Raw genomic sequence first — 24,625 nt, forward strand, 5'->3', positions numbered from 1 at the left:
GCTAAATCGAGGTCAGGTACATGCGGATTTCCCAGTCGCTGACCTGGTTGTGCCAGCTGAGGAATTCCTCTTCCTTGGCGTCCGCGTAGTAGCCGCCGACGGCAGGATCCCCGCTGAGGCTGGCCAGGATCACGGGGTCCTTCCGCAGTGCTTCCACGGCGTGGAGCAGCGTGGCCGGAAGGAGATGCGCGTCGGGTTTGGACTCTCCCGGCCCGGACGGCGGGCCCGGATCCAGGGACTTCTCCACGCCGTCCAGCCCGGCGGCAAGGGCGGTGGCGATGGCCAGGTACGGGTTGGCGGAGCCGTCGCCGGAGCGGAGTTCGATCCGTTTGTTGTCCGGCACCCGGATCATGTGGGTGCGGTCGTTCCCGCCGAAGGATGCCTTCCGCGGCGACCAGGTGGCACCCGAGGAGCTGGTGGTGGCGCCGGTCCGCTTGTAGGAGTTCACGGTGGGGGCGAGGAAGGCCTGCAGCGCAGGAGCATGTTCCAGGATCCCGGCGATGAACGAACAAGCCAGGCCGGAAAGCCCGAGGCCGCGGCCGCCGTCGTCCGTTCCCTCACTGGGGAACAGCGGATCGGAACCTGCCCACAGCGAAAAGTGGAAGTGCAGGCCGGTGCCGGTGCGGTCGGTGAACGGCTTGGGCATGAAGGTGGCGGTCATGCCGCGCTGCCCGGCCAGGATATTCAGGATGTAGCGGAGGGACACCACGCGGTCCGCCGTGGTCAGCGCGTCCGTGAAGTTGAAGTTCTGCTCGAACTGGCCGGCGGCGTCCTCGTGATCGTTCGCATAGTTGCCCCAGCCCAGGGAGTTCATCGCCTCCGAAATGGAGGTGAGGTGGTCGTACATCCGGGTGACGCCGCGGGCGTCGTAGCAGGGGCGGGGCGAATCGTCCCTGTCGTCGGCGGTACTCAGCGTCCCGTCGTCGTTTTTCTTCACCAGGAAGTACTCCACCTCGGCGCCCACCTTGGCCTGCATGCCTTTCTCCGCCAGGCCGGCCAACGTGTTCTTCAGGATGACGCGCGGGGCGTAGGGCCAGGGCTTCCCGCCCACATGCGGGTCGCAGTGGATGATGGCCAGGCCTTCCTTGATGAAGGGGACCGGGGTGAAGGACGCCAGATCGGGAACAGCGATCAGGTCCGGGTCCTGCGGCTTCTGCCCCATCAGGCCCGCGGCATAGCCCGCGAACCCCATGGCGCCGTCCTCGAGTTCAGCCGCGGCCTCCACCGGGACCAGCTTGGCGCAGGGCTTCCCGGTCATGTCCACGAACGTGGCCAGCAGGAAGCGGACGTTGTGGGCACGCGCAATATCGGCCAGGGAGATGGTTGGTTCTTCGGCCGGCGCGGGCGCCTTCAGCCCGCCTTCTGGCATTGGGGTCACAGCAGGGGTTGCGACACTCGTCATCGAAACATTCCTGTCAGGGTTGGCGTTAGCTATCAGTAAACCTTGTTGCATCAGATTAGCCAAGGAGTGATTTCGTGCGTCGGACAAGAAGGTTAAATGCATGTTTCAGCCGACGGGAAGGGATGGGCGTGATGGGGCCGCAGCAGCCGGCCCGCCGCACCCGCAACGGCGGCTAAGCTGAAAATCGCAACCACGGGGTGGAGGGCGGCTTCGGCCAGTGGCCGCGGAAGGACGAATCGGAATGGCTCGAGCAACTGTGCAGGACGTCGCCAAAACGGCGGGAGTGTCCGTCGGCACGGTATCGCGCGTGCTGAATGGAAGCCCGGCCGTGAGCGCGTCAAGCAGGGAAAAGGTGGCCGGTGCCATCCGGCAGCTCAACTACCGCCCGCTCGCCTCCGCACGCGACCTGCGCCGCGACCGCACCATGCGCATCCTGGCGCTCTCGAAAAACCTCGAGTCCCCCGTCATCAGTGAAGCGTTCCGTGGCTTCGGTGACGCCGCGGCCTTGTCCGGCTATGTCAGCCTGATCGCCCCGACGTCCGGCGACCTCGAGCGGGAACAGCAGCTCGTGGACATGCTGCGCAACGGGTCCGTGGACGGATTGATCCTGTTTTCCCCCACCATGCCGGACGGCGACATTGAAGCGCTGGCTGAGCAGCTGAGCGTTGTCCAGGTCTGCGAGATCGTCGATTCCGAGGCAGCGTTCGGCGTATCCATTGACGACCGCCAGGCCGCCTACGACATTACGCGGCACCTCATCGGGACAGGCGCCCGGCGGCTTGCCATCATCGGCAACCGGGCTGCCCGCTCCGGCAGGCTGCGCGAACAGGGGTTCCGGGAGGCCCTGTCCGAGGCGGGCCTGGCCGCGGAACAGGGCCTGTTCGCCAACGGTGACTTCGATTTCCACGCCGGCCGCCGCCTCACCAGGGAACTGCTGGCCATGGACCGCCTGCCCGATGCCGTGTTCTGCGGCAGCGACACGGTGGCGGCGGGCTGCGTCCGGGAAATCATCGACGCCGGTCTGCGGGTGCCGGACGATGTGGCGGTTGCCGGCTTCGATGATTCCATCCAGGCGGAGATGTGCATCCCGGAGCTCACCACCATCCGGCAACCGGCCTACGACCTGGGCCGCGTGGCCTTCGAAGCACTCCTCGAACGGATGACCGGCCCGGCCCACCGCCGCGGCCGGACATTCCTCCCGCACGAGCTCGTCATCCGGGATTCCACAAAGAACTGACAGGGGTTGACTCCCCGGGGCAGTTCCTGAAAGGATTTTGGAATCGATTCCAAAAGCTCTCCGGATCACCATTCCGACCATTTTGGAATCGATTCCATGACCCTCACCCCAGCGCCGCCCGGAAAAGGAAAGAACCTCGTGAACAACCAGCAAACCCCCGCCCAGCAGCCGTCTACGCCAGGAGAAAATCCGGAGCTGCGGGTGGGTGTGGTGGGTATTGGCTGGGCCGGCCAGCAGCACCTCAAGGCCTATTCCGAGCTGGACGGTGTCCGCATCGTGTCGCTGGCCGGGATGGAGCAGGAGCTCCGTGACTCCCTGCAGGCCGAATACGCCATCCCCAACGCCTTCGCGGACTGGCAGGACATGCTGGACCACGGCGGCCTGGACGCCATCAGTGTGGCAGTGCCCACCTTCCTCCACGCACCCATCGCCATCGCCGCCCTGGAGCGGGGAATCCACGTGCTGAGCGAAAAGCCCATCGCGCGCAACGCCGTCGAGGGCCAGGCCATGGTGGACGCCGCCCGCAAGGCAGGCCGTGTCCTGGACGTCGCCTTCAACCACCGCCGGCGCGGCGACATCCAGGCGTTGAAGGAAGTGATCGACGACGGCGGGCTGGGCCGGCCCTACTACGCCAAGGCTTCCTGGCTGCGCCGCTCCGGCATCCCGACGCTGGGAAGCTGGTTCACCAACCCCGAGCTTGCCGGCGGCGGACCGCTGGCGGACATCGGCGTGCACTCGCTGGATTACGGCCTCCACCTCCTGGGCGAACCGAAGGTGCTGGCTGTCTCCGCCGCCACCCACTCGGAGCTTGGCCCGCAGGGCAGGGGTGGCGGCAGCCGGTATACGGCCCTGGCCACCAGCCACGCGTTCGAGGTGGAAGACTTCGCGTCAGCGTTCCTCCGGCTTGAGGGCGGCGGCACACTGCTGATCGAGGCGGGCTGGGCCACCTACCGGGAACAGGACGACCTGCTCGATTTCACGGTTTACGGCACCGACGGCGGCGCGGAGCTCAAGGTGCACGGCGCACCCTTCCCGCCGGTCGGCCAGCTCCGGGTGTTTACCGACAAGGACGGCGAATCCGCAGACTACGTGCCAGCTGTGCTCCCGGGCCGCGCGCATGACGCAGTGGTGGAAGACTTCGTTACGGCAGTGCGCGGCGGCGACGCCGTTTGGGCCGGGCATGACGGCTCCCTCGCGCTCTACCGTGCACAGATCATCGACGCGTGCTACCAGTCCGCACTTGAGCAGAGGGAGGTTCGTCTCTAATGAACGGCAAACTGAGGATCCGGGTGTGGAACGAGGGCGTCCACGAGGCCATCAACGAGCCGTCGCACATCGGGGAGATCTATCCTGACGGCATCCACGGTGCCATTGCGGCAGGACTTCGTTCCTACTTCCCGGACGCTGACATCACGACGGCGGTCCTGGCTACCGACGACCAGCACGGCCTTGACGAGGAGGTGCTTGCGGAGACGGACGTCCTGCTCTGGTGGGGCCATATGGCCCACGCCGAGGTGGGCGACGCCGTCGTCGAACGCGTCCACCGGCACGTGCTTGGCGGCATGGGACTGATTGTGCTCCATTCGGGGCACTTCGCGAAGATCTTCACCAAACTCCTGGGCACCAGCTGCTCCCTCGCCTGGCGCAACGACGGCGGGCGCGAACTGGTCTGGACCGTCAAGCCGTCCCATCCCATCGCCGAAGGCGTGGACAGTCCCATCGTCATCCCCGAACAGGAGATGTACGGCGAGCTGTTCGATATCCCGGAGCCGGACGACCTCATCTTCATCAGCTCCTTCGCGGGCGGCGAGGTGTTCCGTTCCGGCGTCACCTTCACCCGGGGCAAGGGCCGCATCTTCTACTTCAGCCCCGGCGACCAGGAGTACCCGGTGTACCACCACCCGCAGATCCAGCGGGTCCTGGCCAACGGCGTGAAGTGGGCCGCCCAGCCGGAGCTGGCCCGTTCAGCCCCGGCGGTGACCAACCCTGCCCGGGAGTGGTTCCAGGAGTAAAAGCGTCATTGACATCGGGTCCGTCCGGGAGCACATTGGGAGCGTCGCACACGGGACCGGCAGGTTCTGGACGGGCACATCCCGCCCTGCCGGTCCCCTTTCCCGGCGCACACAGCCCCGGACGAAATCAATAACCACTCCTTATGAAGGAGCCAGAAATGCCCGCAGTAACGGTCACGGACCTTGCAACCAAATCTTTCGACGAGCCCGATGAGAAGCGCCGCCCACCCAAGACCCAGGTGGATGTGGTCAGCATTGGCGGCGCCACCCTTGGCCGGTTCACCTTCGAGCCCGGCTGGCGCTGGTCTGAAACCGTGAAGACGGTGGTCAAGACGGACAGCTGCCAGAACAACCATCTGGGCTTCTGCACCGGCGGCACCTTGACGGTGCAGCTCAACGATGGAACGCAGAAGACCATCCACGCCGGTGACGCCTATTCCATCCCGGCCGGGCACGACGCCTGGGTGGAGGGCGGCGAGACGTTCGTTGGGTATGAAGTCATCAGCGCGGCCGAGTACGCCAAACCCGCCTGATTCTGCGGAAGCACGGCGAACCGGCAGGAAAGGGAGGTCCCCCAGACCTCCCTTTCCTGCCGCCGGGGCCCTACCGTTGAGGGGAACACGACGATCGGAGAGCAATGAAAGTCACCGTCATCGGCGGCAGCGGCCACATCGGCTCGTTCCTGGTCCCCCGGCTGGTCCGCGCAGGCCACGAAGTCACCAACATCAGCCGCGGCACCAGCGCCCCCTACACGGACACGCCCGAATGGCAACAGGTCCACCAGGTCACCGCGGACCGGCAGGAGGAAGACCGGGACGGAACGTTCGCCGGGCGGGTGTCCGCGCTCAAGCCGGATGCCGTGGTGGACCTGGTCTGCTTCACCCTCGAATCTGCGGCGGCGCTGGTGCACCGGTTGCGCGGCGAGGTGGGGCACCTGCTGCACTGTGGCTCCATCTGGCGCTACGGGCAAAGCCTGAAGCTGCCCATCCGGGAAGGTTCGGATTCCGCCGCAGCACCCTTTGGCGACTACGGCATCCAGAAGAACCGGATCGCATTGATGCTCAAGGAAGAGACCGCCAGCGGAGGCCTGGCAACCACATCGCTGCACCCCGGCCACATCGTCGGTCCGGGGTGGCACCCCGTTGGCCCGCTCGGAAACCTGGATCCGTCCGTCTGGCAGACGCTCTCCGCCGGCCAACCCCTCCGGATCCCCGGCAGCGGCGCGGAACTGATGCACCACGTGCATGCCGACGACGTCGCCCAGGCTTTCGAAAAGGCCATCGCGCAGCGGGAGGCGGCCGCCGGCGAGGACTTCAACATCGTGGCCCCCACAGCCCTGACCGTGCGTGGCTACGCGGACATCGCGGCTGCCTGGTTCGGGCACGCCGCCGTGCTGGAGACGGTGACGTGGGACCGCTTCCGCGAAAACACCTCCCGGGACTACGCCGAGTCCAGCTGGGGCCACCTCTACCGCAGCCACTGCTTCAGCATTGAAAAGGCCGCGTCCGTGCTGGGTTATGCGCCCCGGTACGAGCCGGAGCAGGCCGTCTTCGAATCCATCCAATGGCTGGTGGAGCATGAGCGGCTGCACGTCGCCCGGCCCCTGGGCGTCCCCGCGGGCTGACTCCGGCCGGGCGGCACCCGCTAAACGGGCACCCGCCGGAGCCGTGCCACCAGCGCGGCGGCCAGCAGGGCTGTCGCCAATTCCAGTGCGATGACCAGCAGCAGTTCCGCCGCGCCGTCCGCAGGGGCAACGGACGACGGCGGGGCGCCGGCATGGGCGTGCCCCGCACCGCCGGCGGCCAGCAGCAGGAAGGCGTGCACGGCGGCCATGGCCACTGCAGCGGCGGTGACCTGGTGCAGGGCGCCCACGCGGCTGTGCCGCCAGATGTGGACCGCGCATGGCATGCAGATGGCGGCGAGTGCCAGCATGAGTACACTCAGCCACACCCCATGACGGCCGGCAGCGGCCAGCCACAGGTGTGCCGCGCAGCAGACGGCGGTGACCACGGACACCAGCCGCGGATGCAGGACCGGACCCCTGGCACCGGCCCGTCCTGCCGCCGTCGTGCTCCCTGCCGGCGCAAGGAGGTCAGTGGCAGGAGCCACCACTGCCGCCCTCGGTGTGGCAGGCCGCAGCCTGCATGTTCGGATTGGCCGGGACATCCAGCACCGGGCTGCGGTCGAAGAAGCCCTCGGGACGGAGCTTGAAGCCCACGGTGTCCACGGGCATGATGGGCCAGTCCTCCACGCGGGGGAAGTGGGTGAGGCCAAAGGTGTGCCACACCACGATGTCCTGCCCGTCGATATCGCGGTCCTGCGCCACGTAGGCCGGCAGGCCCGCTCCCCCGGCGTGCTGGTTCACGAAGTCGCCCGTGGGGTAGCGCTCGTCCTCGGCGTAGCGGGTGACCCACAGGTCCTTGGTGGCGAACGCGGCCCGGCGGGCGATGGAGGAACCGGGATCCGCCAGCAGGGTGGGCTGGTTGTGGGAATGCAGCTTGTAGCCCACGGGTTCGCCCAGCCGGTTCCGGGAGTCCGGGTTGGAGATGATCCAGGTCCGGCCGGTGCGCGCGTCGGCCTCCCGGACACCCTGTGATTCACGGGCCAGGACGGTGCGCCTGCGGGAGAAGGCATTGCCTCGCTCATTGCCGGGTCCCATGGCCTGGCGGACCACATCCTCCTCCTCCACGCGGTTGGTGAACCCGTCGATGGCCATGTCCAGCCGGGCACTGAAGAGGTGCTGATGGAAGGGCGCGCCCAGCCCGGGTGCCAGCTGCGAAATGTTATCCGAGCCGCCCTCGGGGAAGGCGGACGTGAAGACAATGCCGGTGGCCTTGGCCTCGAATTCGATGGTGCCGTCCAGGTAGAGGTACCAGTAGAAGCCGTAGTCGTAGTTGCCGATGGTGGTGAAGAAGGAAATGACCAGGCGCCGGTTGCGGCGGGTGTAGGTGACGCCGCTCCAGAGGTCCGAGTGCTTGGAGAGGATGCTCCAGTCCTCCTCGTGCATGCAGATGCCGTTGCGGATTTCCCGGGGGTTGCCAAAGGCATCGGAGATGACGGGGCTCAGGTAGGTGATCTCGCCCAGGCAGTCGCAGCCCAGTTCCAGGGAGTTGGCGTACTGGCCCACCAGGTATTCGCCGGTGTCGAAGTAGTTCTGCCAGGACCGGACCGGTGACGGGTCACCGTACGGGACCACCATCTCGGCGATGGACGCCCGGTTGATGATGGGCCGCTTCCGGCCGCCGTCCTGGAAGGCAAGGTTGTGCAGGACCACGCCTTCGCGGACATCGAACCCCACATCCACGCTCCACTTTTCCCACTCCACGTGGTTGCCGCCCGTCACCGTGAAGCTGGGCCCCTCCGGCTGGGTAATGCTGATGGGTTTCTGGGTGGTCCGCAGCGGCCCGGTCAGTTCCGGGTCCGTGTAGTTGCCGTGCTCGGCCGGGATGGGCATCACGCCGAGGTCGATCACCTGGGTGACCTCCTTGCTGACCACGTCCACATAGGCCACCAGGCCGTCCACGGGGTGCGCCCAGGCGCTGTCCTCCGGGAACTCCTGGACGAATGCCAGCCCGCGCAGAATGCGCCGGCCCTTCTCCCCGGCATATTCGAAGACACCGGCGGACAGCGGAGCCACGCGGACTTTCTCCACGGCGAGACCGCGGTCCGCCAGCGCCTTGAGCCACCGTTCATCGGTGGCCAGCAGGGACTCCACCACTTCGAATTCCTCCTCCAGGACCGGCAGTTCGCCGGTCACCGCGGTGTCGAGTTCGACGGCGGAGGCCACCTTTTGGTGCGTGGCGGAGACAATGACGTCGCGTGGGGCCGCGCCGGAGACGTCGTGGATGAACACACGGAAGCGGCGGTCCGCGGTTTCCGGAGCCGCGCCGCGGGCGGGATCGAGCAGGCCAAGGTAGGCGATCCTGTGCTGCGGGCCCAGGTGGCCTTCCGCCTGCAGGATGGCCCGAACCTGCAGGATTTCGGCGGCGGTTGCCAGGCCAAAGGCGGAGACAGTTTCGGTTGGGGCAAGCGTCATGGGGGTGAACCTTTGTCCGGGCCGTTTCCGGCCACTGGGTTTATTTTCTATAGTTGTAGAGAATAAAGGTCCGTAACATGGCTCACAAGAGGCTGGACCAATATTTTTTCGGGGAGTGGCCGCAGTGCCCAAGATTGTTGACCATGACGAGCGGCGCCTGGAACTGGTGGATGCCACCTGGCGGATCATTGCCCGGCAGGGTCTCGAAGGCGCCACCATGCGGGAGATTGCCATGGAGGCAGGATTCGCCAACGGCGCACTGAAACCCTACTTCCCCACCAAGGACACACTGCTGGAGTTCGCATTCAGCCATGTGTTCAACCGCACCAACCAGCGGATTGCAGAGGTCACGCAGGGCAAGTCCGGCCTCGCCGCACTCCGGGCCTTTTGCCTTGAAGTGCTCCCCCTGGATGAGGAGCGCGTCAACGAGGCACGGATTGTTATCCCGTTCTGGCAGAGGGCGGTCAACGATGCCGAAAAAGCCGGGATCCACCAGCGCTCCATGGACGAATGGCTGGCCACCATCCGGCGCTACCTGGCGGAGGCGAGGGACAGCAGGGACGTGACCGCCGCCGTCGACGACCACATCCTGGCCGGCCAACTTTTGAACATGCTTCTTGGCGCGCAGATTGAGGCTGCCCTTGCGCCGGAGGGCAGGACGGACTTCGGACACGCCGCCCAGCTTGAGGGCTACCTTGCGCTGCTCGGCAAAAATCCCGCGGGCAAATGAGCGCCATACTCGAAAGTATGCTTACTATTGAGGGGTCAGGTTCTGGTTCACACCGGAGCGAGCACGAACTGTAAGGAGCATCTCCATGGGTTTGGATGACAAGATTGGCAACGCAGCAGAGAAGCTCGGCGGCAAGGGCAAGGAAGCTGCCGGAAACGCCACAGGCGATGAAAGCCTGAAGGCCGAAGGCCAGACAGACCAGGCAAAGTCGGACCTCAAGCAGGCCGGCGAGCACGTCAAGGATGCGTTCAAGAAGGATTAATCGACGCTCGCGTAATGGGTGCAGCTCCAGCAGGAGCTGCACCCATTGTCGTTTTCAGGGGAATTCGGCTCCGGCGCCTTCGGCGGGCGGCCCGTTCCTCATGTCCCGCAGTTCCTGCAGCAGCTTCAACTGTTCGGCATTGATGTTCATGAGCATTTCTATCTGCGCCGCCGCCCTCACGTCCGTCTCATAGTCATGCTGCGCCATCGCCGAGGCAATGGCATCCTGGCGCTTGGCCGCGATCAGCAGGATGGCCCCCTGCAGGCCGGCCAGCATGGACAGGAAAAGGTTCAGGAGGATGTAGGGATAGGGGTCCCACGCACTGGTAGCCAGGACGTAGGAGTTCAGGGCAGCCCACAGCATCATGAAAGCCAAAAAGATGCCCACGAAGGGCCAGCTGCCCATCCCGTTCCGGAGGGTGTCCGCGGCCCTTTCGCCGGGGGTGAGCCCTTCCTTGTGCCGCCGGTGCCAGTTGACTCTGATGTCCGCCATGGACCCAGACTATGTCCCGCCAGCCCGGCGGCGCGGCTAGTGGATAAGACCCGACACGAGGTTGATGGTGGTGGCCAGCACGATCGCACCAAGGAGGTAGGACAGCAGTGCCTGCCGCAGGACGGTGGAACGGATGGCGTTGGTTTTGAGGTCGGTATCGGACACCTGGAACGTCATCCCCACAGTGAAGGCCAGGTAGGCGAAGTCCGCGTACCGGGGAGGGGTCTCCTCGTTGAAATCAATGCCGGTCCCGTCCCGGTAGTAAATGGCCGCATACCTCAGGGTGAACAGGGTGTGGACCAGGAACCAGGACAAGGCAATGCTGCCCAGGGCCATGGCCACGGTTGCGTCCTTGGTGTAGCCCTGGGCATTGGAAGCATCCACCAGGATCAGCCCCACGCCCGCAAAGCTGGCCACCGTGGCCGTGAGCACCAGCGCATCCGAAAAGACCCGGCCCGGGTCCTCACGCAACGCATGGGCCGCGGTGGCGGCGGGCCCCAGGCGCCCAATGACGATCCACACCCACAGCAGGTACGTCACGGACGCAGCAGCCCAGCCAAGAGCGGGTGCGTATGCCCAATTGCCCCAAAAGCCCACCAGCAGGGCGGCAGCCAGGCCCACGCCCAGCATCACCAGCATCCTGAGCCGCGAGTGGTGCGCAGGGGAATTAAAGTTCCGCTTGATGCCCCCGGGGGCAGCTGCTCCGTCCATGGCTCGATCCTGCCACGGGAGGCTGCAGCCCACCTGTGAAGCGCGCGCCGGATTTACCCAGCGCGGAGCCGCAGTTTTATTTTCGCCAACTGTTGAAAAAAGACGGAGCCGGGGTTAATCTGGACTCACTGTGTCCCACGACACAGCCGGGGGAACGTCACGCTGCATACGTAACGAGGAACACCATGCCAGCAACAGCTCCAACCCGGGCAACGTCCGGACATGCACCGCAGGACCTTGTTTCCAGGGTGGCCGGCTCGTTCGACCACTGGAAGCACCTGGTGGCCGAATCCTTCGTGCCCCTCACAGCGCGGACCGACGACGTGGACGGCTTCCGGGGACAGATGCGTTCGCGGGTGCTGGACCGGATGTCCATCGTTGAAGTCACCGCCAGCTCCCACGAGGTCCACCGCACGCCGGCGTTGATCGCCCAGGCCCACGAGCGCTACTTCAAGCTGAACCTGCAGCTGGAGGGAACGGGCCTGCTGATCCAGGACAACCGGGAAGCGGTGCTTCACCCCGGGGACCTTGCCATCTACGACACCAACCGGCCCTATACCCTCGCCTTCGAGGAACATACCCGGATCATGGTGCTCATGTTTCCCTGCGACGCGCTGTCCCTGCCCACGGATTACGTCGGCCAGCTTGCGGCGGTACGGATGGGCAGCAGCGGCCTCAGCGGCATTGTGGGCCAGTTCATCCGGCAGCTGTCGTCGAACCTGGATGTCCTGAACGGGCCCAGTGGATCCAGGCTGGCCACGAATGCCCTGGACCTGGTGTCCACCATGCTGCATGCGGAAATGGACATCTCCCCGGACAGGATGAAGCCGCAGGCACTCCTGGCCGTGTCGATCCGGGAGTACATCGAGGCCAACCTCTCCGAGCCGCTGCTGTCACCGGCGGGAATCGCCGCGGCGCACTTCATCTCCACCCGGCACCTGCACAACGTCTTCCACGAGTCCGGCAGCACAGTTGCCGGCTTCATCCGGAGCCAGCGCCTGGACGGTGCCCGGCGGGACCTTCGGGACCCGCTGCACGCCGGAAAGTCCGTGGGCGCCGTGGCCGCCGCCTGGGGATTCCTGGACGCCGCCCACTTCAGCCGCACGTTCCGGGACGCGTTCGGGGTCTCCCCCACCCAGTGGCGCCGCGGCGGCTAAATCAAGCCCTGCTGGAAAAAGCCCTCCCGGATCAAGCCCTGCTAGATCAAGCCCTGCGCCAACATGGCGTCGGCCACCTTGATGAAGCCGCCGATGTTCGCGCCGAGCACGTAGTTGCCCGGTTCGCCGTATTCCTCGGCGGTTGCCGCGCACCGGTCGTGGATGCCCACCATGATGTCCGTCAGCCGCGCCTCGGTATGCTCGAAGGACCACGCGTCCCGGCTGGCGTTCTGCTGCATTTCCAGGGCCGACGTGGCTACCCCTCCCGCATTCGCCGCTTTGCCGGGACCGAAGAGCACCCCGGCGTCCTGGAACACCGCCACGGCGTCGCGCGTGGACGGCATGTTGGCACCTTCCCCGACGGCCATCAGGCCGCCGCGCACCAGCCGGGCGGCAGCACCGCCGTCGAGCTCATTCTGGGTGGCGCACGGCAGCGCCACCGAAGCGTCCACGTCCCAGACCGAGCCGCCGTCCACGTAGGCAACGCCCGCCCGCCGCTCGGCGTAGTCCTTGAGCCGCGCCCGCTGCACTTCCTTCACCTCGCGGAGCAGTCCGACGTCGATGCCCGCCTCATCCACCACATAACCGGAGGAATCGGAGCAGGCCACCACGGTGGCGCCGAGCGACTGCGCCTTGGCGATGGCGTTGATGGCCACGTTGCCGGATCCGGAGACAACCACGCGCTGGCCATCAAAGGACGTCCCGCGGGTCCGGAGCATCTGCTCTGTGAAGATCACAGTGCCAAATCCGGTGGCCTCCGGCCGCACCAGTGATCCGCCCCAGGAGATGCCCTTGCCGGTGAGAACGCCGGACTCATACCGGTTGGTGATCCGCTTGTACTGGCCGAAGAGGTAGCCAATTTCGCGGCCGCCCACACCGATGTCGCCGGCGGGGACGTCGGTGTATTCGCCGATATGGCGGTAGAGCTCGGTCATGAAGGACTGGCAGAACCTCATGACTTCGGCGTCGCTGCGGCCGCGGGGATCGAAGTCGGAACCGCCCTTGCCGCCGCCGATGGGCATTCCCGTCAGGGCGTTCTTGAAAATCTGCTCAAAGCCGAGGAACTTGACGATCCCGAGGTATACGGAGGGGTGGAAGCGCAGGCCTCCCTTGTACGGGCCCAGGGCGGAGTTGAACTCCACCCGGAAGCCGCGGTTGATCCGCACGCGGCCGGAGTCGTCCGTCCAGGGGACCCGGAAGATGATCTGGCGCTCGGGCTCGCAGAGGCGCTCCAGGATCGCGGCTTCCAGGAATTCGGGGTGGCGGTCGTGCACCGGGCCCAGGCTTTCAAAGACCTCCACCACCGCCTGGTGGAATTCTGTTTCCCCCGGGTTCCGTGCCAGGACGGTGTCCCTAATGGCTTCCAGCCGTGCGTCCATGAACTTTTTCCTTACCGTTGCGCCGGGGCAGGAGCGGCCGCCAGGCAGGCAACATCGCCCCGATAGGTTTACGCTTCAACCTATCGGATTGCGACCGGACGCCGTTAGCCGGGCGCCCCCACGTGCGATAATCTCCACATTGTGACAGCAACTTTCCGCTATATGAGATTCCATCAGCCGCGTGGCCGGGACAGGATGCCCTGATGCCGTACGTCTGCCTCCTCCTTTCGGGCGCCGCCCTGCTGGTCAACGGCCTCGCCACCCTTGGGCACCTCCCCCGCCGCGACGCCGCCGTCCTCAGCCTCGTCGTCGGGGGCACCCAACTGGCGCTCGGCGTCGTCCAGCTTTCCTCGTCCGGGGACGCTCCGGCGATGCTCATGACGGCCGCCGGCATGTTCCTGTTCGCGGTGACCTACCTGTACTCGGGACTGGACCTGCTGCTGGCACTCGGGGGCCGTGGCCTGGGCTGGTTCTGCGGGATGGTGGCATTCTGCGGGCTGGTGCTGGCGGCCGCCTGGCTGACCGTTGACCCGCTGCTCGCGGTTCTTTGGCTGTGCTGGTCCGCGCTGTGGGCACTGCTGTTCGCCCGCATGGCCCTCGACGCAGTGCGGCTCGAACCCTTCACGGGCTGGGCCCTGGTGCTCACCAGCCAGGCGTCGGCCACGGTTCCGGCGCTTCTTGGCCTGGCCAGCCTCTGGCCGGGATCGGACGCCGTAGCGTGGCTGGCCGCGTTGCTCCTGGCGGGCCTGTTCGTGGCAGCACGCACACTGGCCCGGCGCGGACAGAATGTTCCGCGCCGGGCCAGTGCCGGGAAGTCCCTGCCGGCTAAGTGAGCGCGTGGCCCAGGGTGGCAATGTGGTGGCGGCGCTGGATGGCCGATTCCACCAGGACGCCGGCCAGGAAGACCACCGGGACCGCCACCAGCAGGGCCGTCGCAGTCTCGGCGCTGCCACCGATGAGGGCGGTGAAGTTGCTGACCACCAGGGACAAAACCCAGGCCAGCAGGACCGCCGCCAGGACGGGAGCGACGCGGGTCTGCCACAGTTGGGCGCCGGCGCTTTCCCGGCGGAAGAACGCGACGACGGCCGCGGAGCACAGCATGTACAGCACCAGCAGTGCCGCCACGGCCAGGCCACTGAACCAGGAAAACAGCGTCAGGACAGGATCCAGGGCCAGGATGGCGAAGGGCACCACCAGCACGACGGCGGTGGCGGACTGGACCCAGGCTGCCACGGCAGGTGCCCGGTGCCGGTTGGTCCGGGCGAGGACGGCGGGCATGGAACCACGCAGCGCCAGGGAGTGGAGGTAGCGGTTGATGCCGTTATGGAAGGCGATAATGCCGGCGAGCAGCGAGGTGACCAGCAGGATGCCGGCCACGATGCCCGCCCAGGGGCCGAACAGTTCCACGAGCGGGCCCAGGACGAAGGACGTGGCATCCCCTGATTCGAGCGCGGCGCCCGCGGCGTCCATCACCTGCGAGGGGCCGTAATAGCTCACCAGCATCCAGGAAATAAAGGCGAAGAACACCGAGATCACGCCGACGGACAGGTAGGTTGCCCGGGCCACGGTGCGGTGCGGATCCTTGGCCTCGGCGGAGTAGATGGCCGTGGACTCGAAGCCGAACATGGAGGCCACCGCGAACATGATGGCAACACCGGGAGCTCCTGCCCCGATGGCTTCCGGGGAGAAGGACGCGGCCACGCTGATGCCTTCCGGGCCGCCGCCATGGAACAGCACGGTGAAGCCGAACATCAGGAGGATGGCCACCTCCAGCCCCACCAGCACGGCCAGCACGCGGGCGCCGAGTTCGATGTTGAGGGAGCCCAGTACCTGGACGCCGGCCATGGTGGCCAGGGCCAGCAACCACCAGGGAATGTCCAGCCCGGCAGAGGCAAGGAGCCCGGAGAACGCCGCACCGTAGAGCCCGTACATGGCAGCCTGGACGGTGCTGTAGGCCAGCAGTGCCAGCCAGGCCGCGCCGGCTCCGGTCCGCCTGCCGAATGCCGCCGTCACGTAGGCGTAGAAGGCTCCGTTGGCCTGGATCTTCCGGCTCATCGCCACAAAACCCACGGCGAAGATCACGATGACGATGCCCACGATCAGGTAGGCGCCCGGGGCGCCGGCGCCGTTGCCCAGCGCTGCCGCGAGCGGCGCTGCGCCGACGATCCCCGTCAGTGGTGCCTGGGCGGACAGGACGAAGAACAGGATGCCCAGCACGCCGATGCTGCCGGCGCGGAGGGCCGTGGAATGCTCCTTTGCCGGAGCGTCAGTGGTCCTGGCCTCGGAATTCGAAATACTCATTGGATCCTTCTTAACGGTCATGAGTTCGGGAAAATTGCTGTGGGATCCAGCTTGGCAGCGGCGCCCGCTGCTGCTTTGTCCACCAGCGATGAGTTGTTGTCCGTCAGCGCAGTGCCGGTCCGTCCGCTGACAATCGATGCTGCTTCAAGCGCGGCCTCCATGCCGCTCTCGATGGCACCGTCAATGAAGCCGCCCCAGCCGTTGGCGATGTCAGAGCCGGCAAAGAGGACGTTTCCGTGCCCAGCCTGCAGGGCGGCCAGGTGGTTGGCCAGGAAGCCTGTCCTGTGCATCGGCCATGTCTCCCCTGCCAGCGGATCCGCCACCCAGTCGTGGGTGGCCACCTCCAGCACCTCAACGCCGGGCACCAGCCGGGCCAGCTGAGCCTGCACTGCGGCCCTGTCAGCGGCGTCGAGCTTCGACGCGTCCGGGCCGAAGCCGACGACGATCGTGTCGCCGTCGAGCGTGTATTCAGCCTGGAAGAAGTTCAACGGCCAGTCGGCGTTCCCCAGTGCGACAAAGGGTGCACGTTCGCCCCGGAGCCGGATCCATACCTTGACGCCTTTGGAGATCTGCCCGCGCCGGGCGCCGTCCGTTTTTGCCGGTGGCAGCGGGGGCTCGAACACGATTCCCGGGAGGACATGCATAGGCACCGTCACAATGGCCGTCTTTGCGGTCACCGTCCGGCCGCCGGTGCTGCGGACGGTCACGGAATGTCCGTCGTCGACGATCCCCGCTGCCGTGAAGCCGAAGTCCATGCCCGCCTGTGTGTCCTGGAGGATGGCGTTGGCCAGGGCCGCGGTTCCACCCTGGATCTTGTAGGTGGCGCAGGCTTCGAAGTTGACGGCCCAGTCACCGTTGGTCAGGGCCACCCAACGCAGCGCCTGGGTCAGGGCGGCGTCCTCCAGCGGACCATTGAAGTTCAATGCCCAGAACGATTCCAGGATGTCCCGCGCAGTCCCCGCGGGGAACTGCTCCCGGATCCGGTCCTGGACCGCGATGTGGTCGATCTCTTTGAAGTCATCGCTGGCCAACGGACTGAAGGGCTCGGGGAAGTAGCGGCGCGAGTCCTGGACGAACTGCGCATTGCAGGTGCCGATCAGTTCCAGAAGGTCGGCGGGGGCACCTGCCCGGCGGGCGCCGTCGGCCCACCAGAAGGCCTGCTGCGGCGCCGGGCTCGGAACCGTGCCGATGCCGTAGCGCTTCAGTTCGGCCCAAACGTAAGGCTGGGTCCAGTGCACCCACGTTCCGCCGATCTCAAGGTCCCGGCCCAGCCGGTGGTCCAGCCAGGTCCTGCCTCCTATGCGGGCCCGGGCTTCCACGATGTGCACGGACAACCCCTGCCGGTTCAGTTCCCGGGCAGCGGTCAGGCCGGCGAACCCGGCCCCCACGATAATGACGTCCAGGCCGTCGTTTTCCGCGGCGCTGCGTTCCTGATCCATGGGGCGGCCTAGGAGTAGACGAAGAATTCGACGGTGGGCGCCAGCACGGCCCAGCGTGTGCGTGCCCCTTTGTTGAAGGATGCGGCACCGCCGGCGGTGAGCTCATGCACATCCCCGCCCTCCACTTCGATGCGGAGGTGGCCCTCGATGATGTGGATGGTCTCGTCCGCCTCCATAACGAGATCGAAAGGCTCGGGCGCCTCTGTGGGGTCGACGTGCCAGTAGCCGCAGGCGAGGGCAGGCCGGCCGCCCTCGCCAAAGCGGCGGATCCACTGGATGCGGCCAAGTTCAAAGGGCTCATTCCTGGCGGGGTCAAAGGAGGACGAGGTGGTGAATGCAGTCGTTGTGGTCATAAGTGCTCCAAGGGAAGGGCCGGCTTGTTGCCGGGGCGGTCACCGGAAAACGGGACGGAAGAGGTTCGCCTGTGATGGGCATCACCCGATGGAAGCAATCTAAGCAATTGCTTAGTTTTAAGTCAATAGGGGATTTGAACCGGCCTGGTGCTGGCTAGACTCGTCGTCATGACTGCTTCAACTGCTCCCGCGGCGACTCCTGGGTACGGCAAAGGGCGTGAAGCCCTGCTGCGCGCCGCGGTGGACGTGGTGGCGCAAAAGGGCCTGCGCGGGCTTACCTACCGGGCAGTGGCGGAGGCCGCGGGCGTGAACAATTCCCTGGTGGCACACCACTTCGGGTCCCGGGATGCGCTGATTGCCGCCGCGCTGCAATGGGCTTCGGAGCAATCCATCGCCGCGTCCAGGTTGCGGGAGGCAGCGGAGCAGGAGGGAAGCTTCACCGAAGCACTGCTGGAGCTGCTGCTGGAGGATCCCGGACTGCAGGTATTCCAGTACGAGATGATCCTGGAAGCACGCCGGCGCCCCGAGTTGGCCGGCCCGGTGGCGGAACTGTACGAAAACTACGTCAACGCACTTGCCGAGGGGCTGCAGGCTTTTGGCGTCCAGGGCGACGTCCGCATCGTTGCCCGCACGCTCTTCGCGGCCCTGGACGGACTGGTGCTGCAGTACCTGGCCGGGGTTGGGCGGGACCAGATTGCCGCGGCCCTTGAGGAGGTACACCGGGTTGTGCTTTCGCGGCGGGAGGCGTGAGCGGCCGCCACCGCCCGGGCACGCCAAAGCGCGGCCGGGCGCCCTTGGGGGCAGCCGGCCGCGCCGGTGATGTTTAGTTGTACCGGCCTACCGCAGCACCACGGTCCGGTTGCCCTGCAGCAGGACCCTGCCCTCGCAGTGCCATTTCACCGCGTTGGAGAGGGCCTTGCATTCCGTGTCGCGGCCGGCGGCCACCAGGTCCTCGGGCCCGTAGGTGTGGTCCACCTCCACCACCTGCTGGGCGATGATGGGTCCCTCGTCCAGTTCGGCGTTGACGTAGTGGGCGGTGGCGCCCACGGTCTTGACGCCGCGTGCATAGGCCTGGTGGTACGGCTTGGCGCCCTTGAAGCTGGGCAGGAACGAGTGGTGGATGTTGATGGCGCGGCCGTCCAGCTTCCGGGTCAGGTCGTCACTGAGCACCTGCATGTAGCGGGCCAGCACCACCAGTTCCACCTCCAGCCCATCAACCAGTTCCATGAGCCTGGCCTCGGCGTCGGGCTTGGTGTCAGCCGTGACCGGGATGTGGTGGAACGGGATGCCGTGCCACTCCACCAGGGCCTGGTGGTCACGGTGGTTGGACACCACCGCCACCACGTCAACGGGAAGTTCGCCGATGCGGGCCCGGAACAGCAGGTCGTTGAGGCAGTGCCCAAACTTGGACACCATGATCAGCACCCTGCGCTTTGAACCGTGGCGTTCAAGCTGCCACCGCATGCCGAACTTGTCCGCCACGGGAGCAAACGATTTCCGCAGGGTATCCAGCGTGGACTCGTCCCCCTCGGACACGAAGTGGACGCGCATGAAGAAGTGGCCCTCGGAGCGCTCACCGAACTGCTTGTTGTCGATGATGTCGCAGCCGTGTTCCAGCAGGAAGCCGGAGACGGCATGCACAATGCCGGGGCCCTCGGCGCAGTCGAGGGTCAGGACGTGTTCCACGGTGGTGGGCGCCTTCGGGGCGGGCATCCGGGTCTCAGTAACAGTCATGGCTCAGCACTCGATCACATTCACGGCGAGTCCTCCTCTGGAGGTTTCCTTGTACTTGGTTTTCATGTCGGCTCCGGTGTCGCGCATGGTCTTGATGGCCTTGTCCAGCGAGACCTTGTGGCTGCCGTCCCCGTGCAGGGCCAGGCGGGCTGCGTTGATCGCCTTCACGCTGGCGATCGCGTTCCGCTCGATGCAGGGGATCTGCACCAGGCCGCCCACCGGATCGCAGGTGAGGCCCAGGTTGTGCTCGATCCCCACCTCCGCGGCGTTCTCAACCTGGGCGGGCGTTCCGCCGAGCACTTCGCAGAGCCCGGCCGCCGCCATCGAACAGGCGGAGCCCACCTCCCCCTGGCAGCCCACTTCGGCACCGGAGATGGAGGCGTTCGTCTTGAACAGGATTCCGACGGCGGCAGCCGCCAGCAGGAAGCGGACCACGCCGTCGTCGTCTGCTCCCGGAACAAATTTCACGTAGTAGTGCAGCACGGCAGGCACGATCCCGGCAGCGCCATTGGTGGGCGCGGTGACGATCCGCCCGCCGGCCGCATTCTCCTCATTGACGGCGAGCGCGAACAGGTTGACCCATTCCATCGCCAGCAGCGGGTCCGCCGGCGCCTGGACGGGCGACGGCGTTGCTGCCGCCGCCTTTGCGGACGCCTCCGCCGATGCTGCGGAGGCAGTCAGCCTGCGGAACAGCGCAGGTGCGCGCCGGGGTACCTTGAGGCCGCCCGGCAGGATGCCCTCGGCGTTGCAGCCGTTCTCCACGCATTCGCGCATCACGGCCCACAGGCCCAGCAGCTTATCCCGCAGTTCGGCTTCGCTGTGCCAGGTGAGCTCATTGGCCAGCATGACGTCGGAGATGGACATGCCTTCGCGGCTGCAGATCTGCAGGAGCTCGTCCGCCGTGGAGAACGGGTAGGGCAGGACGGTGTCGTCCGCCACCACCTTGTCCGCGCCTTCCGCGTCGCCGTCCACCACGAACCCGCCGCCGATCGAGTAGAAGCTCCGCTCGCTCAGCACGGCTCCGGTGTGGTCGAAAGCCCGGAAGGTCATGCCGTTGGGGTGCGCGGGAAGGGACTTGCGGCGGTGGAGCACCACGTCCTCTTCCCAGTTGAAGTCCACGCGGTGCGAGCCGGCGACGTGCAGTTCAGCGTTGAGGGCCGCGGCCGCCACCTGGTCGTCCGCGGTGAACGTATCCACCGTTTCGGGTTCCAGGCCCTGCAGTCCCAGGACCACCGCCTTGTCGGAGCCGTGGCCGCGCCCCGTGGCGCCCAGGGAACCGAACAGTTCCGACTGGACGCGCACGGTGGATGCCAGCTGGCCGTCGCCCTTCAGGCCATCGGCGAAGAGCTTGGCCGCCCGCATCGGGCCCACCGTGTGTGATGACGAGGGCCCGATGCCAACAGAGAACAGGTCCAGGACGCTGAGCGCCATCAGGGGACCTCTGGCGAGGCGTACTCCCGCATGGCGTCCAGCAGCCACCGGCCCAGGAACTCGGCGAACGATGCCCGCGGGAAGATCCGGAAGGAGTCCTCACCGGTCTTCCACAGGATGGCGGGGATGTTGGCGATCTCCGTGGAGTAGGCGGTGCCCGCCTTGAACACCCGGGGGTGCAGGTCCAGCGAGCAGCCCTTTTCCAGGACCGCCCGGGCACGGGGGCCGGACAGTTCGAACGTGGTCCGGTTGGCGGACAGGTCCACCACCTGGCCCGCGCCGTCGCCCAGCGCGTCCCGGAGGGCGGGGATCAGGCCGCCGCCCAGGGACTCGTGTGCCTCGGTGGGTGCCACCACCAGGAATTCACCGGGTCCCAGCCAGAGGACCGAGGTGTCGCCGGAGCTGTCCACGGCGCCGACGCCGGCCGGCAGTCCGCCGGTGACGGCGGCCAGGCGCTGCGCGGTGTCCGATCCTGCCTGGGCCCGGAGACCCACCATGGTGAGGAAGGGCAGCTCCCTAAGTTCGACGGTGCCGGCCAGGGAGCCTGCCGCGAAGGCCTCCGCGAGCTGCCTGGCTGGGCTGACGCGGGCTGCGAGATTCTTGTCTGCGGCGGTGGGGGATGCTGCTGTTTCAGCCATCTTTACGGGTCCCTTCTGGGTCAAAAAGCACTGTTTCTGCAACAACTACGTCAACCAGCTGGTCGCCGGCGGCGGCCACCAGTGTTTCGCCGATGCGGTTGCGGCCGTTCTTGATCAGGGCCAGGCCGAACGACCTGCCCAGCGCTGCGCTGTGGTAGCTGGAGGTGACGAAGCCTTCCATGGGCACCGGCCCGTAGGCCGGGTTGGTGGAGCGTCCCTTTTCCACCAACTGGGCGCCTTCGGGCAGCCGGAGCGTTCCGTCGACGGGCAGGACGCTCACCAGGTGCTTGCGGTCCTCGCGCTGGGCATCGGCCCGGGAGTAGGAGCGCTTGCCGATGAAGTCCTTGGCCTTGGAGACAATCCACTCCATCCCGGCATCCTGCGGCGTGACGGTGCCGTCCGTGTCCTGGCCGACGATCGGGTAACCCTTTTCGGCGCGCAGCACGTGCATGGTTTCCGTGCCGTAGGGGGTGATGTTGAATTCAGCACCTGCGGCGGCCACGGCTTCCCAGGTGTTCAGTCCGTACCAGGCCGGCACGTTGATTTCGTAGGCCAGTTCGCCGGAGAACGAAATCCGGCAGATCCGGGCCCGCACGCCGGAGGCAAGGATGGTTTCGCGGAAGGTCATGAACGGGAACGCCTCGGCCTCCAGGCCACCGTTGGCTGCCAGTTCCGGAGCCACCTTCGCGATGACTTCGCGGGACTTGGGTCCCACGACGGCGATGGTGCTCCACTGTTCCGTCACCGAGGTGCAGTGCACGTCCAGTTCGGGCCACTCGGTCTGCAGCCACTCCTCCAGCCAGTCCAGGACCTTCGCGGCGCCGCCGGTGGTGGTGGTCATGAAGTAGGTGTCGTCGTCCACGCGGAGGGTCACGCCGTCGTCGAAGATCATCCCGTCCGGCGTGCACATGACGCCGTAACGCGCCGAACCCGGGGCGAGCTTCTTGAACGCGTTGGTGTAAACCCGGTTCAGGAACTCCCCCGCGTCCTTGCCGCGGATCTCGATCTTGCCCAGGGTGGTGGCGTCCATGAAGCCCACGGATTCGCGGACGGCGGCGCACTCGCGGAGCACGGCAGCGTCCATGTCCTCCCCGCCCTGGGGGTAGTACCAGGGCCGCTTCCACTGTCCAACGTCCTCGAACAGTGCGCCCTTGGCGACGTGCCAGGGGTGGATGGAGGTGATGCGGGCGGGGTCGAACAGTTCACCGCGCTGGCGTCCGGCCAGTGCCGCGAAGGCCACCGGGGTGAACGGTGCACGGTAGGTGGTGGTGCCGATGTCGCCGATGCCGCGCGAGGCCTCGCCGGCCGTGCGGAGGGCCGCCGCGATCACGCCGATGGCGTTGACGCCGGAGGTCTTGCCCTGGTCGTTGGCGGTGCTGATGGAGGTGTACCGCTTGATGTGCTCCACGGAACGCATGCCGGCCCCGGTGGAGCGCAGCACATCAGCCACGGACTGGTCGCGCTGGAAGTCCACGAAGTGGTGGTGCCAGTCGTCGGGGGTGCCGTTCTCCCCCGGCACCAGCCAGAGCTGGCGGGTGGGGGCGGCGGCCTTGGGCTCAGCGAAAACGGAAGGCTCGACGGCGGATTCGAAGCCCGCGGCGATGGCGGCCCGCGCGCCGGCGGAGACGCCCTCGGCAAGGCAGTCGGCGGTGGCGAAGGAGCCGCGGCCGGAGCCGATGGTCTGCTGGTTGGGCACTTCGGTGCTGGGCACGAAGGCTGCCAGCTCGTCGTCCCAGCGCAGCTTGCCCTGCCGCTGCGAGTGCAGGTGGACCAGCGGGCTCCAGCCGCCGGACACCGCCAGCAGGTCGCAGGCGATCTGCTCGATGCCGGAGGTGAGCTCGCCGTCGTCGTTGATGCTGCGGACGGTGACGCCGTCCAGCCGGCCGGATGCGTCGGCAGAGGTGTTGGCCACCGCGCTGCCGATCAGCACCCGGATTCCGGATTCGACGGCGGCAGTTGCCACGGCGGTCAGCGCAGGGCGGGCGTCCACCACCGCGGCAACCTTGACGCCGGCGGCGGCGAGATCGGCTGCGGCGGCGTAGGCACTGTCGTTGGTGGTGCTGATGACCACGCGCTTCCCGGCGGCCACGCCGTACCGGTTGAGGTAGGTGCGGACGGCCGATGCCAGCATGATGCCGGGGCGGTCGTTGTTCTCGAACACCAGGGGACGTTCGTGGGCGCCGGGCGCCAGGACCACCTGGTTGGCACGGATGTGCCAAATCCGCTGGCGTGACACACCGGGAGCCGCGGGGCTGCCCAGGTGGTCGGTGCGGTTCTGGACGGCGATGACGTAGTTGGCGTCGTAGGCGCCGAACGCGGTGGTGCGGTTCAGCACGGTGGATTCCGCGCCGGACACCAGCTCGGCTTCGACGTCGGCCACCCATTCCAGGGCGGGCTTGCCCTCGATGGTCTCTGCCACGCCCGGGGCCGTGGAGCCGGAGAGCAGGGAGCCGCCGAGCTCGGGCTGGTCGTCCAGGAGCATCACGCGGGCACCGCTGCGGACTGCCTCGCGGGCCGCGGCCAGGCCGGCAGGGCCGCCGCCGATGACCAGGATGTCGGTGTGGACGTACTTCTTGTCGTACTCGGCGCGGTCATCTTCCGGATCCAGCTTGCCCAGGCCGTTCAGCAGGGTGGCCTGCAGCCCGTCCACCAGCGAGACGGTGGTGGCAGGGAGCATGGACTCGGCGACGTGGCCGGGGAACCGGGCCTCCACGCGGACCAGGGCGTTGGCTTCCTCGACGCCGGCGGACATGATGCCGCGGGGGCGGTCCTCGTAGAGCGAGTTGCCTGCGGCGATGTGGCCGTTGGCCAGCAGTGCCGAGGCCAGGGTGTCGCCGGGGTGCCCGGTGAACTCCTCGCCGTCAACGGTGAAGCGCCAGGAAATGGTGCGGTCGATGCGGCCGCCGGTTGCCAGGCGGGCGTTCTGGGAAGTCACTTGGTCGCTCCTTCCGGGGCGGTGCTGGGGCTGAGAGGGGTGGTGCTCGCCGGGCCGGTGCTTGCGGTGCCGGTATCGGCTGCAGGCGGGACGGGCGCGGCCGGCCGCGGCACGCCCATCGGGTACACGGCCTGGATGTCGTAGCTCACGGTGTCGCGGAGCATGTTGAACCACTGGCGGCAGCCTGTGCTGTGGACCCAGCGTTCGGCGAAGATGCCCTTGGGGTTCTCGCGGTAGAAGAGGTAGCGGGACCATTCGGTGTCGCTCAGCTCGTACGGGTTCTCCGGATACGGAACGTGGGCCTGGCCACCGTAGTGGAATTCGGTTTCGTCCCGCGGGCCGCAGTTGGGGCATGGGATCAGCAGCATGTGCGTTA

At 66.9% G+C, this 24,625-nt stretch carries 24 protein-coding genes; 10 read left to right on the forward strand and 14 right to left on the reverse strand.

All coding sequences use genetic code 11. The annotated features are described in order from the left end of the window. Position 1 precedes the first annotated feature (1 nt). The gene (glnT, locus tag LDO86_RS18275; protein WP_224084142.1) at positions 2–1,402 is read right to left on the reverse strand and encodes a type III glutamate--ammonia ligase; all 1,401 of its coding nucleotides are present in this window, start codon (positions 1,400–1,402) and stop codon (positions 2–4) included. 241 nt (positions 1,403–1,643) lie between these two features. Here glnT and LDO86_RS18280 point away from each other — a divergent pair, with 241 nt between their 5' ends. From LDO86_RS18280 to LDO86_RS18300, 5 genes are all read left to right on the forward strand, one after another. After that, entirely contained in the window at positions 1,644–2,639 is a 996-nt protein-coding gene (locus LDO86_RS18280; protein ID WP_224084143.1) for a LacI family DNA-binding transcriptional regulator, read from the forward strand. Between the two features lie 96 nt (positions 2,640–2,735). Then, positions 2,736–3,905 (forward strand): Gfo/Idh/MocA family oxidoreductase, encoded by a 1,170-nt coding sequence (locus tag LDO86_RS18285; protein WP_224084144.1) that lies wholly within the window; start codon positions 2,736–2,738, stop codon positions 3,903–3,905. Continuing rightward, on the forward strand, positions 3,905–4,651 hold the full coding sequence (locus tag LDO86_RS18290) for a ThuA domain-containing protein (protein WP_223992865.1): 747 nt from the start codon (positions 3,905–3,907) through the stop codon (positions 4,649–4,651). Before LDO86_RS18285 ends, LDO86_RS18290 begins: the two co-directional genes overlap by 1 nt. Before the next feature lie 158 nt (positions 4,652–4,809). Further along, a complete protein-coding gene (locus tag LDO86_RS18295; RefSeq protein ID WP_018770049.1) occupies positions 4,810–5,184 on the forward strand; it encodes a cupin domain-containing protein in 375 nt (124 codons plus the stop codon). A 104-nt stretch (positions 5,185–5,288) separates the two neighbouring features. Then, positions 5,289–6,275, forward strand: coding sequence for an NAD(P)-dependent oxidoreductase (locus LDO86_RS18300; RefSeq protein WP_018770048.1), 987 nt, complete (start codon positions 5,289–5,291; stop codon positions 6,273–6,275). A gap of 20 nt (positions 6,276–6,295) precedes the next feature. Here LDO86_RS18300 and LDO86_RS18305 read toward each other — a convergent pair whose 3' ends face one another. Next, positions 6,296–6,760, reverse strand: coding sequence for a hypothetical protein (locus LDO86_RS18305; protein ID WP_144600135.1), 465 nt, complete (start codon positions 6,758–6,760; stop codon positions 6,296–6,298). Next, positions 6,744–8,687, reverse strand: a complete 1,944-nt coding sequence (locus LDO86_RS18310; RefSeq protein ID WP_018770046.1) for a primary-amine oxidase — start codon at positions 8,685–8,687, stop codon at positions 6,744–6,746. Before LDO86_RS18310 ends, LDO86_RS18305 begins: the two co-directional genes overlap by 17 nt. Before the next feature lie 124 nt (positions 8,688–8,811). On the opposite strand from LDO86_RS18310, the gene LDO86_RS18315 reads away from it, so the two are divergent. Then, entirely contained in the window at positions 8,812–9,417 is a 606-nt protein-coding gene (locus tag LDO86_RS18315; protein WP_224084145.1) for a TetR/AcrR family transcriptional regulator, read from the forward strand. Positions 9,418–9,502: 85 nt separating this feature from the next. Further along, complete coding sequence (locus LDO86_RS18320) at positions 9,503–9,679, forward strand: CsbD family protein (RefSeq protein ID WP_018770044.1); 177 nt, start codon at positions 9,503–9,505, stop codon at positions 9,677–9,679. Positions 9,680–9,733: 54 nt separating this feature from the next. Here the strand turns inward: LDO86_RS18320 and LDO86_RS18325 are convergent, their stop codons facing one another. Next, on the reverse strand, positions 9,734–10,171 hold the full coding sequence (locus LDO86_RS18325; RefSeq protein WP_018770043.1) for a DUF1003 domain-containing protein: 438 nt from the start codon (positions 10,169–10,171) through the stop codon (positions 9,734–9,736). 36 nt (positions 10,172–10,207) lie between these two features. Further along, positions 10,208–10,882, reverse strand: coding sequence for a DUF1345 domain-containing protein (locus tag LDO86_RS18330; RefSeq protein ID WP_018770042.1), 675 nt, complete (start codon positions 10,880–10,882; stop codon positions 10,208–10,210). Between the two features lie 185 nt (positions 10,883–11,067). Between LDO86_RS18330 and LDO86_RS18335 the strand changes: the two genes are divergently transcribed. Continuing rightward, complete coding sequence (locus LDO86_RS18335) at positions 11,068–12,039, forward strand: helix-turn-helix domain-containing protein (protein ID WP_026265895.1); 972 nt, start codon at positions 11,068–11,070, stop codon at positions 12,037–12,039. 41 nt (positions 12,040–12,080) lie between these two features. On the opposite strand, the gene gdhA is transcribed toward LDO86_RS18335, so the two are convergent. Then, positions 12,081–13,418, reverse strand: coding sequence for an NADP-specific glutamate dehydrogenase (gdhA, locus tag LDO86_RS18340; protein WP_018770040.1), 1,338 nt, complete (start codon positions 13,416–13,418; stop codon positions 12,081–12,083). A 203-nt stretch (positions 13,419–13,621) separates the two neighbouring features. Here gdhA and LDO86_RS18345 point away from each other — a divergent pair, with 203 nt between their 5' ends. Beyond that, positions 13,622–14,251 carry an AmiS/UreI family transporter gene (locus tag LDO86_RS18345; protein WP_224084146.1) on the forward strand — a complete coding sequence of 210 codons (630 nt, stop codon included), beginning with the start codon at positions 13,622–13,624 and terminating at the stop codon, positions 14,249–14,251. Here LDO86_RS18345 and LDO86_RS18350 read toward each other — a convergent pair. The 3 genes from LDO86_RS18350 to LDO86_RS18360 are packed head-to-tail and all read right to left on the reverse strand — an operon-like array spanning position 14,244 to position 17,511. Next, on the reverse strand, positions 14,244–15,719 hold the full coding sequence (locus tag LDO86_RS18350; protein WP_018770038.1) for an APC family permease: 1,476 nt from the start codon (positions 15,717–15,719) through the stop codon (positions 14,244–14,246). The two genes, LDO86_RS18345 and LDO86_RS18350, sit on opposite strands and share 8 nt — an antisense overlap. A 17-nt stretch (positions 15,720–15,736) precedes the next feature. Beyond that, a complete protein-coding gene (locus LDO86_RS18355; RefSeq protein WP_018770037.1) occupies positions 15,737–17,158 on the reverse strand; it encodes an NAD(P)/FAD-dependent oxidoreductase in 1,422 nt (473 codons plus the stop codon). 8 nt (positions 17,159–17,166) lie between these two features. After that, on the reverse strand, positions 17,167–17,511 hold the full coding sequence (locus tag LDO86_RS18360; RefSeq protein ID WP_018770036.1) for a cupin domain-containing protein: 345 nt from the start codon (positions 17,509–17,511) through the stop codon (positions 17,167–17,169). A 168-nt stretch (positions 17,512–17,679) separates the two neighbouring features. Between LDO86_RS18360 and LDO86_RS18365 the strand changes: the two genes are divergently transcribed. Beyond that, positions 17,680–18,261: a TetR/AcrR family transcriptional regulator gene (locus tag LDO86_RS18365; RefSeq protein WP_051081385.1), complete on the forward strand. Its 582-nt coding sequence runs from the start codon at positions 17,680–17,682 to the stop codon at positions 18,259–18,261. 87 nt (positions 18,262–18,348) lie between these two features. Here LDO86_RS18365 and purU read toward each other — a convergent pair whose 3' ends face one another. Genes purU through LDO86_RS18390 form a run of 5 tightly spaced genes read right to left on the reverse strand, consistent with a single transcriptional unit; the run spans position 18,349 to position 24,617 of the window. After that, the gene (gene purU, locus LDO86_RS18370; protein WP_018770034.1) at positions 18,349–19,245 is read right to left on the reverse strand and encodes a formyltetrahydrofolate deformylase; all 897 of its coding nucleotides are present in this window, start codon (positions 19,243–19,245) and stop codon (positions 18,349–18,351) included. Positions 19,246–19,248: 3 nt separating this feature from the next. Further along, positions 19,249–20,676, reverse strand: coding sequence for an L-serine ammonia-lyase (locus LDO86_RS18375; RefSeq protein WP_224084147.1), 1,428 nt, complete (start codon positions 20,674–20,676; stop codon positions 19,249–19,251). Next, positions 20,676–21,314, reverse strand: a complete 639-nt coding sequence (gene soxG / locus LDO86_RS18380; RefSeq protein ID WP_018770032.1) for a sarcosine oxidase subunit gamma family protein — start codon at positions 21,312–21,314, stop codon at positions 20,676–20,678. Before soxG ends, LDO86_RS18375 begins: the two co-directional genes overlap by 1 nt. Continuing rightward, complete coding sequence (locus LDO86_RS18385; RefSeq protein ID WP_018770031.1) at positions 21,307–24,249, reverse strand: sarcosine oxidase subunit alpha family protein; 2,943 nt, start codon at positions 24,247–24,249, stop codon at positions 21,307–21,309. The genes soxG and LDO86_RS18385 overlap by 8 nt, the downstream gene beginning before the upstream one ends. Further along, positions 24,246–24,617 (reverse strand): sarcosine oxidase subunit delta, encoded by a 372-nt coding sequence (locus LDO86_RS18390; RefSeq protein WP_018770030.1) that lies wholly within the window; start codon positions 24,615–24,617, stop codon positions 24,246–24,248. The genes LDO86_RS18385 and LDO86_RS18390 overlap by 4 nt, the downstream gene beginning before the upstream one ends. Positions 24,618–24,625: the final 8 nt, after the last annotated feature.

Source organism: Arthrobacter sp. StoSoilB19 (genome assembly GCF_019977275.1).
In the GTDB taxonomy this organism is placed as follows: Bacteria; Actinomycetota; Actinomycetes; order Actinomycetales; family Micrococcaceae; genus Arthrobacter.